The following is a 14483-nucleotide window of genomic DNA, read 5'->3' on the forward strand; positions in this document are numbered from 1 at the left end:
TTATGACGATAATAAATAATAATATATGTAAACTACTAAGGAAATAAATAATGAAAAAAATAATTTCTGTAATTTTAATGATATCTATTTTTTTATCACCTTTAATGGCACAAAATAACTATACTTTCCCAGAATATATGGAAAGACTCCAAAGACAAGTTCCTAAAAAAGCCATACAATGGTTTGAAGAAAATGGATATTCTGATGCTTATGGTGTGGATAAACGTATATTTATTTTCTATAGAGGTATAAGCAGATATCATAAATATGCTAGATATAATGGCACTATAGATGATGCTAACAAAGCTGCAAGTGATTTTAGACAAGCTTTAGAAATACCAAATGATAATATATTTCATTTTAACAATAGAGCTTTATTATATTTAGGAGGTCTTCTTGCCACTATACCGGGAGACAAAGAATTACCTGCTAGAATATTTAATTATTATATAGCAAATAGTAGCCCATTTGATCCTGATTATCCTACTTCAGTATATTGGGCATTATATTTAAATTATCTTGATAAAGAAACATATAATACTTTTTATAATAGATTAGTTTCACTTGAAGAAACTCAAGTTTATCCTGTGGCTATAATATATGATTATTTTACAGGCACCTATAAAAGTATTCCAGAAATGTTGGCTAAAATACCTGCACCTAAAGATGTAAAACCAAATACTTATCAATGGACGCAAAATGGTATGAATATATATACTTTAGTTAGCGATTCTGTGCCTATTATACCAGAAGATAGAGTATTGCCTACATATGGTGTACAGGTTTCTCCTTCTTTTGAAGAATATCCTCCTGCAAGCAGAGTACCAGATCCCGGTGACAATAGAGAAAGATATATAGAAGAGAGAGAAATTTTAGAGAAAATATTTACTGAAAAATTCTATATAGAAACAAATGAAACTGTAACTAATGATATTATTACAGATGAGCTGCTTACAAATACTGTAGTTACAAATGAGATGATAAATACAAATGACTTTATCACTAACGAAATAGTTACTAATGAAGTAATTGTTGATGAGACTATAGAAACTTTCTCTAATGTAGATACATATACTTTAAATGTACTTGTAGATAAAGTTAATACTTACGATAATATTAGAATAAATATTGCTGGAAAAGAATATAATGTTTCTAGTGATAATTTTACAATTGATTTGCCTGAAGGTGAGTATGATGTACAAATTTATATAGCTGATAAGATGTATAATAATAGGGTAAAAGTAACTAAGGGGTATTATAACTTGCTCTATATAGAAGTAAGAGAGGGTAAATTAGTCAATAATATGAATAATCAATAGATAATTAAGCATTGTGAAAATTTAATAGCTATGGAGATATGATGCTTAATATAAAAAAACCTAGAGGTACAAATGACTTTTTCTATGATTCTGCTGAGAGGTTAGAGTTTATAGAAAATAAAATAAAAGAGATAGCAAGATTGTATGGTTATAAAAGAATAAGGACTCCTTTATTTGAGTATACGGATCTTTTTACTAGGGGTATCGGGGAGGGTACTGATATAGTTGGTAAGGAGATGTTTACTTTTGAAGATAGAGGAGGACGTTCTCTTACTTTAAGACCTGAGGGCACTGCTTCGGTTGCTCGTGCTTATGTTGAAAATTCTTTGCAAAATGAGTTTGCTATTAACAAGCTTTTTTATTTGGGCACTATGTATAGGGCTGAGAGACCTCAGAAGGGCAGATATAGAGAGTTTAATCAATTTGGCATAGAATGTATTGGGGGTACTTCTCCTATAATAGATGCTGAAGTTATAGCTTTAAATATCAATATATTAAAAGAGTTCGGCATAGATAATGTTAATTTGCTAATTAATACAGTTGGATGCAGTAATTGTAAGCCTAATTATAATAAGGCTCTTAGAGAAGCTATTGGAGAGAGAAAAACTGAGCTTTGTGAAACTTGTAAAAATAGATACGAAAATAATATTTTAAGAATATTAGATTGTAAAAATGAAAAATGTAAAGAGATATTAAAAGATATACCAAAGTTTTATGATTATGTATGCGATGAATGTAAGGAGCATTTTGATTCTTTATGTAATGAGCTTACTAGAATTAATCAAAACTTCACTATAGACAATATGCTTGTACGCGGGCTTGATTATTATACTAAAACAGCTTTCGAGGTGCAAACTAATGCTTTGGGTTCACAGAGTGCCATACTTGGAGGCGGAAGATACGACAACTTGATAGGGCTTTTTAATTCTAATAAAGACGTTCCTGCCGTTGGAAGTGCTATGGGGCTTGAGAGACTTCTTATAGTGCTTGAAAACAGTAATCATATTATAAATGATAGATTAGATGTTTTTGTTATAGCTTTTAAAGAGACTCAAAATGAAGTATTAAATATTATGCAGATTCTTAGAGCTAAAAATATTTCTTGCGATTGTGATTATAATATTAAATCTATTAAAAATCAGTTTAAATCTGCTAATAAAAGAAATGCTAAATATGCTTTAATAGTAGGTGAAGAGGAATTAAAAAATAATAAGTTTAAGCTAAAAAATATGGATACTAGCGAAGAAAAGGAAGTTTCTCTATCTGATATAGAAAAACTTTAATTCATACGGCTGCTTTCAAAGAAGTTTCTTATATTTTCATTTTTAGACTTTTTTGCTAATTCTATAGAAACATTGTCCACAGCGGCACCGTTTCTTACAAGAAGTTTGCATATATCAAAGTTTTCTGTTTCTATTGCCATATTTAATGGGCTATAATTTTTTTCTTTATCTCTTAAACTTATATTGGCACCATTATCTATTAGTGCTTTTGCTAGTTCTGTATTACTATTTTTTATTGCAATATGCAGAGGGCTATAATATTTATCTATATGATTTATATCAGAGCCTTTGTTTATGAGTTTTAGAGAATTATTATAATCATTGTTTTTTACTGCTATATTTAATGCTATTTCATTGTTGTTATTTGTAATATTAACATTTGCATTTTTTTCTAAGAGCATGTCTATTACTTTGCTGTATTCTTGAGATTTGCTTGCATTAATTAATGATAAATGTAAAGGAGTATTTCCATTTGTCTCTTGTAAATTAATATTGGCATTATTTTCTAAAAGTATTCTTACACTTTCTGTTTTTTTATTAGCATTAATATCTAAAATATAATGCAAGCTTGTTTGAAAATAAGAATTAGTATTATCAACATTTGCCCCAAGAGAAATAAGTGTCTTCATAGATTCTATAGCTCCAACTCCAGAAGCATAATGAAGCATGGTGTTTGTATCTTTAGTGTCTACATCTATACCAAGTGCCATTACTAAATATTTTATATTTTCTACATTATCACCAAAAATAGCTGCTTTCATTATTGATATAACATCTTCGCTATTCATAAGTAAATATATGTTTTTATCTAAATATGCTTTTAATATTTTTGAGTTAGAATATCTTGAAGCTACAAATTCACTTCTTGGCTTTTCTATCATCTTAAAATTAATATTTGCTCCATAATCTATTAATAATTTTAATGTTTCAAAATTGTTGTATATTGCAGCAATGTCCATAGCAGAGAAATATGAAGCATCTATAGTTTCATTGCTTCTTATAATTTTTGTGTTTTTATCTAATAATTTATTTAAATCTAAATATGGGGAGTTTTTCAATGTTTTTATAGAATTGACTTTATTATTTTCTGCTGCTATATGTATTAAATAAAATCCTCTTTCATCTTTTATATTTGGATTAACATTTTGACTTAACATGCTTTGTATAGTTTTTATGTCTCCTGTTTTTACAGCATTAATCATTTTATTTTCATTTTCTGTAAGTGCGTATGATATGTTTATTATTAAGATATATATTATTATCAGTTTTTTTATCATTATTATTTTCCATTATCTAAATTATTGTTAATCATTATAAACTATAATTTTCTTATGTAAACTAAAACTTTTGCATTCTCTTCTAAGTAAAATACAATATATTAGAAAATTACATAACTTGAAAAAATATTAATAGCTTATATAATATCATAATAATTTTTTTACTGGAGAATAAATAGATGCAAAATTATTTATATATAATAATAGCCATTGTTGTTATTTTAGTTTTGATAATATTATTGGTATTAAAAAATAAATCAAAAAAACCTCAAGTGTCTTTAACAACCTCAAAATCAAAATTTTCTCTATCATCATTATTTAATAAATCTTCAATTAATGATGAGTTTTTTGCAAGTTTAGAGAATATGCTTATAACAGCAGATGCAGGAGTTGAAACTACAAAAGATATTATTTCAAAATTGAGAGATATTGTAGAAAAAGAAAATATAAAAGATTCATCAGAAGTAAAAAAGTATTTAAGAGAGATTTTAATATCTAAGTTTATAAATAAAAAAGTAGAATTAAAAGAAAAGAATATATTGTTTATAGTAGGAGTTAATGGAGTAGGTAAAACCACTTCAATTGCAAAACTAGCAAACATATTAAAACAAAATCATAAAATAATATTAGCAGCATCAGACACATTTAGGGCTGCCGCTATAGAACAGCTTGAAGAGTGGGCTAATAGATTATCTGTAACTATAGTTAAAGGTCAGCAAGCAGGAGACCCAGCTAGTGTATTATTTTCTGCTTTAGATAAGGCAAAAGCAACAAATGCTGATATAGTAATAGTTGATACGGCTGGTAGATTTCACAATCAGGATAATTTAGTTAAGCAATTAGAGAAGATGAAAAAAATAGCTACAGAGAGATTTAGCGAGTTTAATTTTGTGCCTATACTTGTGTTAGATGCTAATGTTGGGCATAATGGTATAGAGCAAGCTAAAGTATTTACCAATGCTTTAAATATACAAGGGGCTATAGTTTCAAAATTAGATAGTTCTGCTAAGGGTGGAGTTGCCATAAGCGTGGCTCATTATTTATCGCTTCCTATATATTATGGAGGATTTGGTGAGAAGGTAGAAGATTTTAGAGAGTTTAATGCTGAAGAGTTTATTGATTCTATTTTGCAATAATTGTTTTTGGAGATTCGTATGTCTTTAGTAGTAAAACCTTCTTATGATATTTATGGTTCGGTATATATACAAATAAGTAAAAGTGATGCTCATAGGGCTTTAATAGCTGCTGCTCTTTCTAAAGAGATAAGCATATTAAAACCTTGGATGAAAAATGTTGGCGATGATATAGAAGTAACAAAGAATGCAGTTTCTCATTTTGCTGACTTAGTTCCAGAGTTGGATTATTTGAGAGTAATTCCTAAAAAAGATAATTCTATTAATGATATAGTAGTAGATGTTAAAGAATCTGGCACTAGTTTAAGGCTTCTTATTCCTATAATGTCTGCCCTTAATATTAATACCACTTTTGTTGGCTCTAAAAAATTATTTTCTAGACCTATATCGGTATATGAACAAATATGGAAAGAACAAGGGTTGTTTTTTGATAAAAAGGAAGACTCTCTTACAATAAAAGGTCAATTAAAAAGCGGAGATTTTACAATAAAAGGAAATATCAGCAGTCAATTTATAAGCGGTTTATTGTTTGCTGCTCCTTTGCTTGAGGGTAATTCCAAAATAATAATTGAAGGGGAATTAGAATCATCTCCTTATGTATTTATGACTCTAAAAACATTAAAAGAGGCTAAAATAGAAATATCAAAAAACGTAGAGAACTCACTTATAGAAATATACGGCTCTCAGGAATATTCTGCTCTTAATTATGAAATAGAATCCGATTGGTCGCATGCTGCATTTTTTGCTGCTGCTGGTGCTTTGGGCGGAGAGGTTACTCTTTATGGTTTAAATAAATATTCTATACAGGGTGATAAAGAAATATTAAATATATTAAAGTTTATGGGAGCTTCTATTAATTGCAATGAAGATGGTTCTATTACAATTAAAAAATCAGGAAAACTTCATGCTATGGATATAGATGTATCGGATATTCCAGATTTAGCTCCAATAATTACAGCATTAGCTTCTACTGCTAAAGGAACTACAAAATTATATAATGCAAGCCGTTTAAGATATAAAGAAAGCGATAGAATTAATGATTTAAAAGATAGTTTCACTAAAATAGGGGCAAAAATAGAAGTTACAGATGATGAAATCTATATAGAGGGTGTAGAAAGATTAGAAGGAGGAAGCACCACCTCTCATAATGATCATCGTATAGCTATGGCTTTAAGTATTGCTTCTACAGTATCTAATAATGATATCATTATAGATGATGCTCAGTCTATTAATAAATCTTCTTTTAACTTTTTGGAACAGTTTAAGAGTATAGGTGCTATAATAGAGTAATATAATTATTTATTAAAATATTTTGATTTATCTCTAAATCTTAAGCGAACTACTCTAAATAATGCTTCTGCTATTATATTTTTAGACATCTTTGATTGTCCGCTTCTCCTTTCATAAAATATAATAGGCTCTTCTGCTATTTTTTTTCCATTGCTTTCAAAAGAATAATTCATCTCTATCTGAAAAGAATATCCAGCAGATAAAATATTATCAAAGTTCATAGTCTTTAATACAGATACTCTAAAGCATTTAAATCCCCCAGTAATATCCATTATCTTTGAACCTAATATAAATGAAGCGTATCTATTTCCATAATATGATAAAAATAATCTTCTTAAAGGCCAATTAACAACACTAATACCATTACAATACCTTGAACCTATCACCAAATCCAAATTCTCTTTTTCCATTCTATCAACAAAATTAACAACAAAATTAGGGTCATGAGAAAAATCTGCATCCATCTCTATAACATAATCAGGGTTATATTGAAAAGAATGTTTAAATCCAGCTATATAAGCAGGTCCAAGCCCTTCTTTTTTCTCTCTTTTTAATAAATGAACTCTATTATTATCTAAATATTTTTCAACAATACTTGCTGTACCATCTGGACTATTATCATCAACTACTAGTATCTCTATATATTCTGGAAGTGCTAGTACAGTATTAATCATTTTTTCTATATTGTCGCTTTCATTGTAAGTAGGTATTATTATTATTGCTTTCATTATGTTTCCATTTTTTATTTTGAAATATTATATATTATTTTTTTTATGTTTTCAATATTATTTTTTATTTAGAATAACTATCTAATTCATCACACAATTTTACAAAGTCCTCATAAACAGTTATAGATTGCAAATATCTTAAGTCTATCATTAACCCCGAATCTATATGCTTAAAAAACTCTACATCCCATAGCTCAGTTTCTACAAATCCTTTTTTATAATCATATTTATAATACTCAAACTTATAATAAAAAGTCCTAAAGTATTTTACTTTTGCAAAACATAATTTATATATTCTAAATATTATTCCAATAGTATCATTAGTGTTAAAAAACTTATCTGTAAAAATTAATGCTTTATGTGAGTTTTCTTTTTCTTGATACCATTTATCATTTTCTTTTATTAGTTCATATTTTTTTATTATCTTTTCTTTGTCAGCAGAATATAAGGAATTATAATTATAATCATATCTTACCATTTTATTGCTATAATCTATATCTTCGCATATTATATGAAATGTTTTACTATCTGTATGTATATTTATTTTTATATTTGAATTGTTATAATTTTCATCTACCATAAAAACATCGTATTCTGATGGGCAGGCATTAAAATGTGTATCACATTCTATATGTATTACATTTTTAAATATTATTTCTATATCATGATAACAAGATAAATCATTGCTCCCTACAATATGCAAATCTGTTTTATAATCATTAATCATAAAATCCAACCACATATTGTCTTTAATTGATTCATTAATTTTTTTTAATCTCTTTTTTGCTGATATAATATTAAAGCTATTTATATAATCATGAAATTCATTTTCTAAATATGTAAAATTATTAAAAGCTAATTTATCTTGATGTTTAATTATTTTTATATTTATATTGTTTTCTGTATTAAAAAATAATTCATATTGAAAATTATCATTTGCTATTATTATTTTATCATCTTCTTCTTTAATATTTGCTTTATTATCATTTTTCTCTTTAATATGTTTTACCAATTTATATAATATGTTTTTATTATTTTCTTTTGAATTATTAGCTACAATTATTATTTTATTATTATTATCAAAAAATAGTATTTTATACATATATGATAACCCTAATATTTTAATTATATGTTTATTATATATAAAAATAGTATTTATTGAAATAGGTTATTTATATAATTTTCTTGAAATATTTTGTAAATAACCTAAAATAATACAAAATATATATAAAAATTGGGAACTTTTTCTTATATGTATACGTCTAATATTTTGAATAAAGAGATATATTTGATTAAAGAGGTTTAGTTAGTACATGAAAAAAGGCTTTACATTATTATTTATATTATTATTTTCATCATTGCTTGTTGCTCAGCCTCATGGACCGGGTCATGGCAGAGGAATGGGACCAGGAAAAGGAATGCGTAGAGGAACTGATAAATTGGGGCCGGATGCTTTACGCTTTTTACAAATGGCAGGCATAGTATTAACTGAAGAGCAAACAAAAAAAGTTTATGATATAGCTATAAAATTTGTTCAAGAAGAAGAAGGTATTAGGTTAGAAATAGAGAAAATAGATTATAATATAAGACAAGAACTTATTAAGGATAATCCAGATAGGAATGTGCTAAGGAATCTTATTAAGTCTAAAAAAGATTATGAAGCAGAGAGAGATTATTTGAAGATGGTTCGGGATTTAGATATAATAGATGTATTAACACCTCAGCAAAGAGCTCAGCTTCGTAGTGGTAGAATGAGGTAATTATTTTTTATGAGTGGTGCAGAGATGGCGTTTGATGAAAATAATTTTTTAGAAGCTTTCAAAAGGGGAGATGAAGAAGCTTTCAAAGAACTTATGGAGGCTTATAAAAAACCTTTGATTAATTTAGTATATTCTCTTATTTCTAATTATGATGAAGCTGAAGAGATTGTGCAGGATGTTTTTGTTAGCTTCTATATAAAAAGAGAGAGCTTTGAGGGACGGTCTAAGATTTATACTTGGCTTTATAGGGTTTCTTTTAATAGGGCAGTTGACCATATAAGAAAAAAAGAAAGAGAGAAAAAATACAGGCTTAAAGAATATAGAAATGCTCAGATGCAAGAGGCTCATGATAATGATAGTATAAATAAAATAATTATAGCAGAGAGTTTGTCCAAATTGGAGGATGACTTTAGAATACCTCTTATGATGGCAGAATATGAGAATTATTCTTATACTGAGATATCTGAGAAATTGGACTTGCCTGTTAATACCGTTAGAACAAGGATATTTAGGGCAAGAAAGAAATTATTAGAAATAATAAAAAAAATGGGGGTAACTTTATGAACAACACACATGAGTATTATGAAATGCTTGTTAGCAGATATAAAGATAATGATTTAAATGATGAAGAAATAATGGAAATGGAAGAGCATTTGCATGAATGTGCTGAATGCAGGAAGTTTAAAGAAGAGATTTTTGCTATGTCTTCTATTTTAACAGGTAAAATGCCTATAGAGGTGAATAACACTAAAAAGAAATTTAAATTTGTGCCTTATATTGCTTCTATAGCAGCTATGCTTTTGATATTTGTTGGAGTGGGAGTAGTTATTAACAACAATAATAATACAGCTTCTATTGACTCTACTATGGTAGCTTCAACAGAAGTTTTTCAAGAACAAGAAGATAATGTATATAGCGATTATAATGATTATACACTTTTATCTACATACTTTGACTATGCACCTGATAATCAAAGCAGTGAAGAAGATAGTGTAGTATTATCTGCTTATATGGCCTATATGGAATAAAATTAATTTTTGGAAGTATTTACAACACCAAAAGGTATTCTCAATTTTACTATAGTACCAGCACCTTCAGAACTATCTATATTGATTGCTCCTTGCATAGTATCAAGAAGATCTTTTACTACAGATAAACCTATTCCTATGCCGCCGTATTCTCTTTCAAATCTTGAGTCGCTTTGATAGAATGGTATAAAGATTTTCTTTAATTTGCTTTGCTTTATTCCTTTGCCTGTATCTTTTACCGTAATTTCTATTTCATTTGGCATGATGTTTTGCATAGAATGATAATTAAATAAGTCGGGGGATAAGTCTATCACTTTAGTTTCAATAGTGTCAAGCATTCTAACATTTATAGATATTGTTCCAGACTTTGTAAATTTAAAGGCATTAGAAACTATACCTTCCATTATTAATCTAAATCTCTCTTTATATCCTATTAGAGTTTTACAATTTTCTTCTATATTTATTTCTGTTTTTATGTCTTTTGGGTATAAAATTTTATATCCTTCTATTATTGAGCTTAATTCATCTTCAACATTAAATTCAGAAGTATAACTATAGCTCTCATCATCTTTAATAGCAATTTGTATTAAATTATTATTATTGTCATATAATTTTTTTATACTTCTAGATATAACATTAATAGCCTCTTCTTTTTTATCTTCAGCTAATGTTTTTCTTTTTAATAAATTAATATATCCCATTATTTCTGTAAAAGGATGTCTAAGTTCATGAGTAATAGTTGCCTTAAACTCTCTTATAAGCTTATTATAATAATTAACACTTTTTTTCAAAGAGTTTATCTCATTAAAGAGAGAAACTAATCTTTTTTGTAAAATATCAGTGTGTTTTTTTTGCTGTTCATAGAGTATTGAAAAATAAAGTCTGTTTAATCCAATCTCTGTACCAGCATTTTTTATTATGCCTTCTTTACACCATCTTATAGCCTCATTAAACTCTACAAATAATGAATCAATATTCTCTTCCATAACAGAACCATCTGTTTTTACTTTTTTAGGTTTTAATCCTGTTATATCACATGTGGCAATATTTATTCTCTCTGTAATAATTCCAGAAGAGCTGTAATATTGATGACCTAAAACCTTAATGTTTTTTATATTAACGCTGTAGCCTGTTTCTTCTTCCAATTCTCTTTGAGCACATTTTCTTATACCCATATTGCTGTCTTTCATATTAAGTTCATCTTCTTCAAGCATTCCAGCTGGAAACTCTAAAAAAGACATAATATTTTCATCTATTTCTTCAGCACTTTTATTATTTAATACTTTTTCTTTATAATAAACCACAGGTCTGAAATTTTTAATCATAAGAACATGCATTTGATTATTTATATAGGTATATGGAACTATTATAACAGCATCAGAGCCTTTTCTGTTAATGATGTCGCAATTATATTCTCTTGAAAAACTCCCGTCATCATACTCATTTATTGCAACAAATCTCTCTAATGTAACAAAACCTGTATTTAATTTTATTTCAGGAGATTTATGAAAAAATTTAGTATCTTTAACTTTTTTAGGCATAATAGTTTTTCTCTTTATTGTTATTTTATATATTCTTATTGAATTTTTTAATGAGTGTAATAACATTTCCTTTTTTGTTATGTTTTACATCATCAAAATATGATTTTATTATTATAATTCCTCTGCCGCTTTCTCTAGCAAAGCCTTCATCTTTAATTGTTTTTAATGCTTTGTTTATATTAAAGCCTTCTCCATTATCTTTAACTGAGATTGTGATAATTTGATCATTTTCATTTATATCTAAAGTTAATTCTATATTAGTATTTTGGGCAAGCTCACTTTTGAGTAATTCTTTCAATTTTTTATTATATATATTTTTTTGAAGCCACTCTTTTTTTTGTTCATACAATATATTGAGATTACCATGTTCTATAGCATTTATTATTACTTCATATAATGCTGATGAGAAAAGGTCGGTATCTATTATATATTTATCTATTTTTAAACATATATTTTCTATGAGTTTGCTTATATTATCTAAATCATTATCTAGTATGTACTTTTCCACTTAAAAAACAACCCTATAATAGCTTTACTCTAAAGTATATCATTATAATGATATTATATCAAATTTAATATTTATATTTTTTATAAAGTATTGTTGGTTAGTTGTAATTTTTATATTGAATAATTGTATTTTAGTGGTATTTTTTGTATTTTATTAATATAATATTTAATTATAATACTAGTTTAAGGACATAAACAATGTGTAAATTTGATAAGCACTTTTTAATGAATACAGATGATGTAAAAGAATATTGTAAGAAGGTTTTAAAGTATTTTAATGAAGATGAAGAAATTGAGGCTATTGAGATAGGAGACGGCAATATAAATTATGTATTTAAGATTTTTAGTAAGGATAAATCTATTATAATAAAGCAGGCTGATGAGTTTTTACGCTCTTCTGGAAGGGCTTTAGATGTTTATAGAAGCAAAATAGAGGCTGAAATATTAAAAATAGAGTATTCCTTGTCGCCTAATCATATACCTAAAATTTATTCTTATGATGAGAATATGCATGCTTTGGCTATGGAAGATATATCTGATTATAAGAATATGCGTAAAGAGCTATTGGAAGAAAAACAGTTTGATAATTTCTCTAATGAGATAGCTGATTTTTTATCAAATGTTTTGCTTCCAACAACAGATTTAGTAATGGATAGGGCAGAGAAAAAAGATAATGTGAAGCTTTTTATAAATAAAGAATTATGCGATATAACAGAAGATTTAGTTTTAACAGAGCCTTATTATAATTATAAAAATAGAAATATAATATCTAAAGGACAAGAAGATTTTGTAGAGAAGTTTTTGTATAATGATGAAATCTTAAAATTTGAAGTAGCTAAATTGAGAGATAGATTTATGAATTATTCTCAGGCACTTATACATGGGGATTTGCATACGGGCTCTATATTTATAAATCAAAATGGAATCAAAATCATAGACCCAGAGTTTGCTTTTTATGGGCCTATTGGTTATGATATTGGAAATGTTATAGGAAATTTATTTTTCTCTTTGGCTAATAAAACTTATTTTTCTAGTAATGGCAATTTTGTTCAATGGATAAAAAATACAATAATAGATACTTTTGATAAAATAAATATTTCTTTAAGAAAAAAGTATAATGAGATAGTTACATTTAGCCTTTATAAAAATGATAGTTTTAGAGAATATTATTTAAGTTCTATATTAGCAGATTCTATAGGTTATGCTGGTACAGAGATGATAAGAAGAACAGTAGGCGATTCTAAGGTAGCTGAAATATCTTCTCTTGATTTATCAGATAAAAAACTTATGATGGAGAGAACACTAATAAAAACGGCAATATTATTTATAAAAAATAGAAATACTATAAATGAAGGCAAGAAATTAATAGATATATTTGAGTTTATAAAAGAGTAAGATTATATGTAATTTTTAATAATAAAAAAGGCTTAATCTTAAATAGAAAGATTAAGCCATAATTTTATCAAAACTTAAATATTAGAACCAATATCTAAATCCTAATTGACCAGCAAATCCGAAGAATGCATCAGCAGTCCAACCGCTTCCATTATTGCCTATATATATACCTAATAGTCTAAATCCACCGCTTCCGAGGCTAAGCACGTTTACACTAGGAGCCACTTCAACAAATACTTCCCAATTCTTAGCAAATAGGAAAGATAAACCTATAGGTACTCTTAAAGCAGCATTAATATTCCAATATTGGCTTCCAAAATCAACAGTTGCTCCGAGACCAGGTCCTAAATAGAAATGAATACCAACTGAATCTTCTAATAACGGAATTTTTAATCCCCACCAATCCATAGTAAATCCAATACCAAAATGCTGATAGTTGTCGGTAAACAATACTCTTCCTGTTAATCCAAACATTAAAGGAACACCATTAAATTGTCCTGTTAAGCCTAAAGAAGCTTGAGCAGGGAAACCACCCATAAATGCAGCACCGATAGCAGCTCCATCAGCATATGCAGCTTGTGCTTGGGTAGGAATAGTTGTTATTAATGCCAAAGCAAGAATAACGGATAACACAATTCTTCTTAACATAATACATCTCCATTTGTTAATATAATTTCAATATATATTTATTGATTAAAAAAGTCAATAGATTTGCAGCTAGTATAATATTAATTGTTTTGTTTATATATGATTTTTACATAAGTTTTTAAGTTTAAGAAAGCTTGGGTGGGAGTTCTTCTTTGTGTTATTAATAAAATAAAACAAAATTAAAAAATCAAATTTAATTAAAAAGCATAAATGGGAGGGGCTGATGAAAATTATAAAAGTCATTTAGCCGAAAAATATTCATTCAAAGATATAAAAAGAAAATTTGATTATCTGTTTATACCATTATGAAACTTCAAATTGATGATTATTTTTATTTTAATGAAAAGACAGCATTTTTATTTGGAATAAGTTTAATATATAATTTTGACATATTTTATGATATAGCTAATATGTCTTATGAAGATTATCAAAAAATATATGAAGGATATCCAAGTATTGTAGAAGGTGCTGTTGGTTATTATGATAATTATGATATTAAAAAATACGGTTTTTCTAGTTTTGAAATAGCTTTCAATTTAGGTATAAAATTTGGTAATTAATATTGATATTTAGT

Annotated in this window: 15 protein-coding genes; 9 read left to right on the forward strand and 6 right to left on the reverse strand. The window is 27.0% G+C overall.

The genetic code is table 11. From position 1 onward, the window contains the following. Positions 1 to 50: 50 nt before the first annotated feature. Positions 51 to 1319, forward strand: coding sequence for a protein kinase (locus GQX97_RS02285; protein WP_157150343.1), 1269 nt, complete (start codon positions 51 to 53; stop codon positions 1317 to 1319). Between the two features lie 41 nt (positions 1320 to 1360). Continuing rightward, positions 1361 to 2602 carry a histidine--tRNA ligase gene (hisS, locus tag GQX97_RS02290; protein ID WP_157150882.1) on the forward strand — a complete coding sequence of 414 codons (1242 nt, stop codon included), beginning with the start codon at positions 1361 to 1363 and terminating at the stop codon, positions 2600 to 2602. Here the strand turns inward: hisS and GQX97_RS02295 are convergent. Next, a complete protein-coding gene (locus GQX97_RS02295; protein WP_157150344.1) occupies positions 2599 to 3879 on the reverse strand; it encodes an ankyrin repeat domain-containing protein in 1281 nt (426 codons plus the stop codon). The genes hisS and GQX97_RS02295 overlap by 4 nt on opposite strands. A gap of 179 nt (positions 3880 to 4058) precedes the next feature. Between GQX97_RS02295 and ftsY the strand changes: the two genes are divergently transcribed. Together ftsY and aroA are read left to right on the forward strand one after the other, a co-directional pair. Next, positions 4059 to 5015, forward strand: coding sequence for a signal recognition particle-docking protein FtsY (gene ftsY, locus GQX97_RS02300; RefSeq protein WP_157150345.1), 957 nt, complete (start codon positions 4059 to 4061; stop codon positions 5013 to 5015). Positions 5016 to 5033: 18 nt separating this feature from the next. Then, entirely contained in the window at positions 5034 to 6302 is a 1269-nt protein-coding gene (gene aroA / locus GQX97_RS02305; RefSeq protein WP_157150346.1) for a 3-phosphoshikimate 1-carboxyvinyltransferase, read from the forward strand. Positions 6303 to 6307: 5 nt separating this feature from the next. Here the strand turns inward: aroA and GQX97_RS02310 are convergent, their stop codons facing one another. Next, entirely contained in the window at positions 6308 to 7030 is a 723-nt protein-coding gene (locus GQX97_RS02310) for a polyprenol monophosphomannose synthase (protein WP_157150347.1), read from the reverse strand. A 64-nt stretch (positions 7031 to 7094) separates the two neighbouring features. Further along, positions 7095 to 8132 (reverse strand): hypothetical protein, encoded by a 1038-nt coding sequence (locus tag GQX97_RS02315; protein ID WP_157150348.1) that lies wholly within the window; start codon positions 8130 to 8132, stop codon positions 7095 to 7097. A 211-nt stretch (positions 8133 to 8343) separates the two neighbouring features. On the opposite strand from GQX97_RS02315, the gene GQX97_RS02320 reads away from it, so the two are divergent. The 3 genes from GQX97_RS02320 to GQX97_RS02330 are packed head-to-tail and all read left to right on the forward strand — an operon-like array spanning position 8344 to position 9818. Continuing rightward, complete coding sequence (locus tag GQX97_RS02320) at positions 8344 to 8790, forward strand: Spy/CpxP family protein refolding chaperone (RefSeq protein WP_157150349.1); 447 nt, start codon at positions 8344 to 8346, stop codon at positions 8788 to 8790. 9 nt (positions 8791 to 8799) lie between these two features. Continuing rightward, on the forward strand, positions 8800 to 9354 hold the full coding sequence (locus tag GQX97_RS02325) for an RNA polymerase sigma factor (protein ID WP_157150350.1): 555 nt from the start codon (positions 8800 to 8802) through the stop codon (positions 9352 to 9354). Then, on the forward strand, positions 9351 to 9818 hold the full coding sequence (locus tag GQX97_RS02330; RefSeq protein WP_157150351.1) for a zf-HC2 domain-containing protein: 468 nt from the start codon (positions 9351 to 9353) through the stop codon (positions 9816 to 9818). The genes GQX97_RS02325 and GQX97_RS02330 overlap by 4 nt, the downstream gene beginning before the upstream one ends. Before the next feature lie 2 nt (positions 9819 to 9820). Here GQX97_RS02330 and GQX97_RS02335 read toward each other — a convergent pair whose 3' ends face one another. Continuing rightward, positions 9821 to 11359 carry an ATP-binding protein gene (locus GQX97_RS02335; RefSeq protein WP_157150352.1) on the reverse strand — a complete coding sequence of 513 codons (1539 nt, stop codon included), beginning with the start codon at positions 11357 to 11359 and terminating at the stop codon, positions 9821 to 9823. 25 nt (positions 11360 to 11384) lie between these two features. After that, complete coding sequence (locus tag GQX97_RS02340) at positions 11385 to 11867, reverse strand: ATP-binding protein (RefSeq protein ID WP_157150353.1); 483 nt, start codon at positions 11865 to 11867, stop codon at positions 11385 to 11387. Positions 11868 to 12064: 197 nt separating this feature from the next. On the opposite strand from GQX97_RS02340, the gene mtnK reads away from it, so the two are divergent. After that, positions 12065 to 13261, forward strand: a complete 1197-nt coding sequence (mtnK, locus tag GQX97_RS02345; protein WP_157150354.1) for an S-methyl-5-thioribose kinase — start codon at positions 12065 to 12067, stop codon at positions 13259 to 13261. Positions 13262 to 13342: 81 nt separating this feature from the next. Here mtnK and GQX97_RS02350 read toward each other — a convergent pair whose 3' ends face one another. Further along, complete coding sequence (locus tag GQX97_RS02350) at positions 13343 to 13909, reverse strand: hypothetical protein (RefSeq protein ID WP_157150355.1); 567 nt, start codon at positions 13907 to 13909, stop codon at positions 13343 to 13345. Positions 13910 to 14214: 305 nt separating this feature from the next. Here GQX97_RS02350 and GQX97_RS02355 point away from each other — a divergent pair, with 305 nt between their 5' ends. Further along, positions 14215 to 14469, forward strand: a complete 255-nt coding sequence (locus GQX97_RS02355) for a hypothetical protein (protein WP_232473246.1) — start codon at positions 14215 to 14217, stop codon at positions 14467 to 14469. Positions 14470 to 14483 lie beyond the last annotated feature (14 nt).

Origin of the sequence: Brachyspira sp. SAP_772, assembly GCF_009755885.1 — a bacterium.
Taxonomy (GTDB): domain Bacteria; phylum Spirochaetota; class Brachyspiria; order Brachyspirales; family Brachyspiraceae; genus Brachyspira.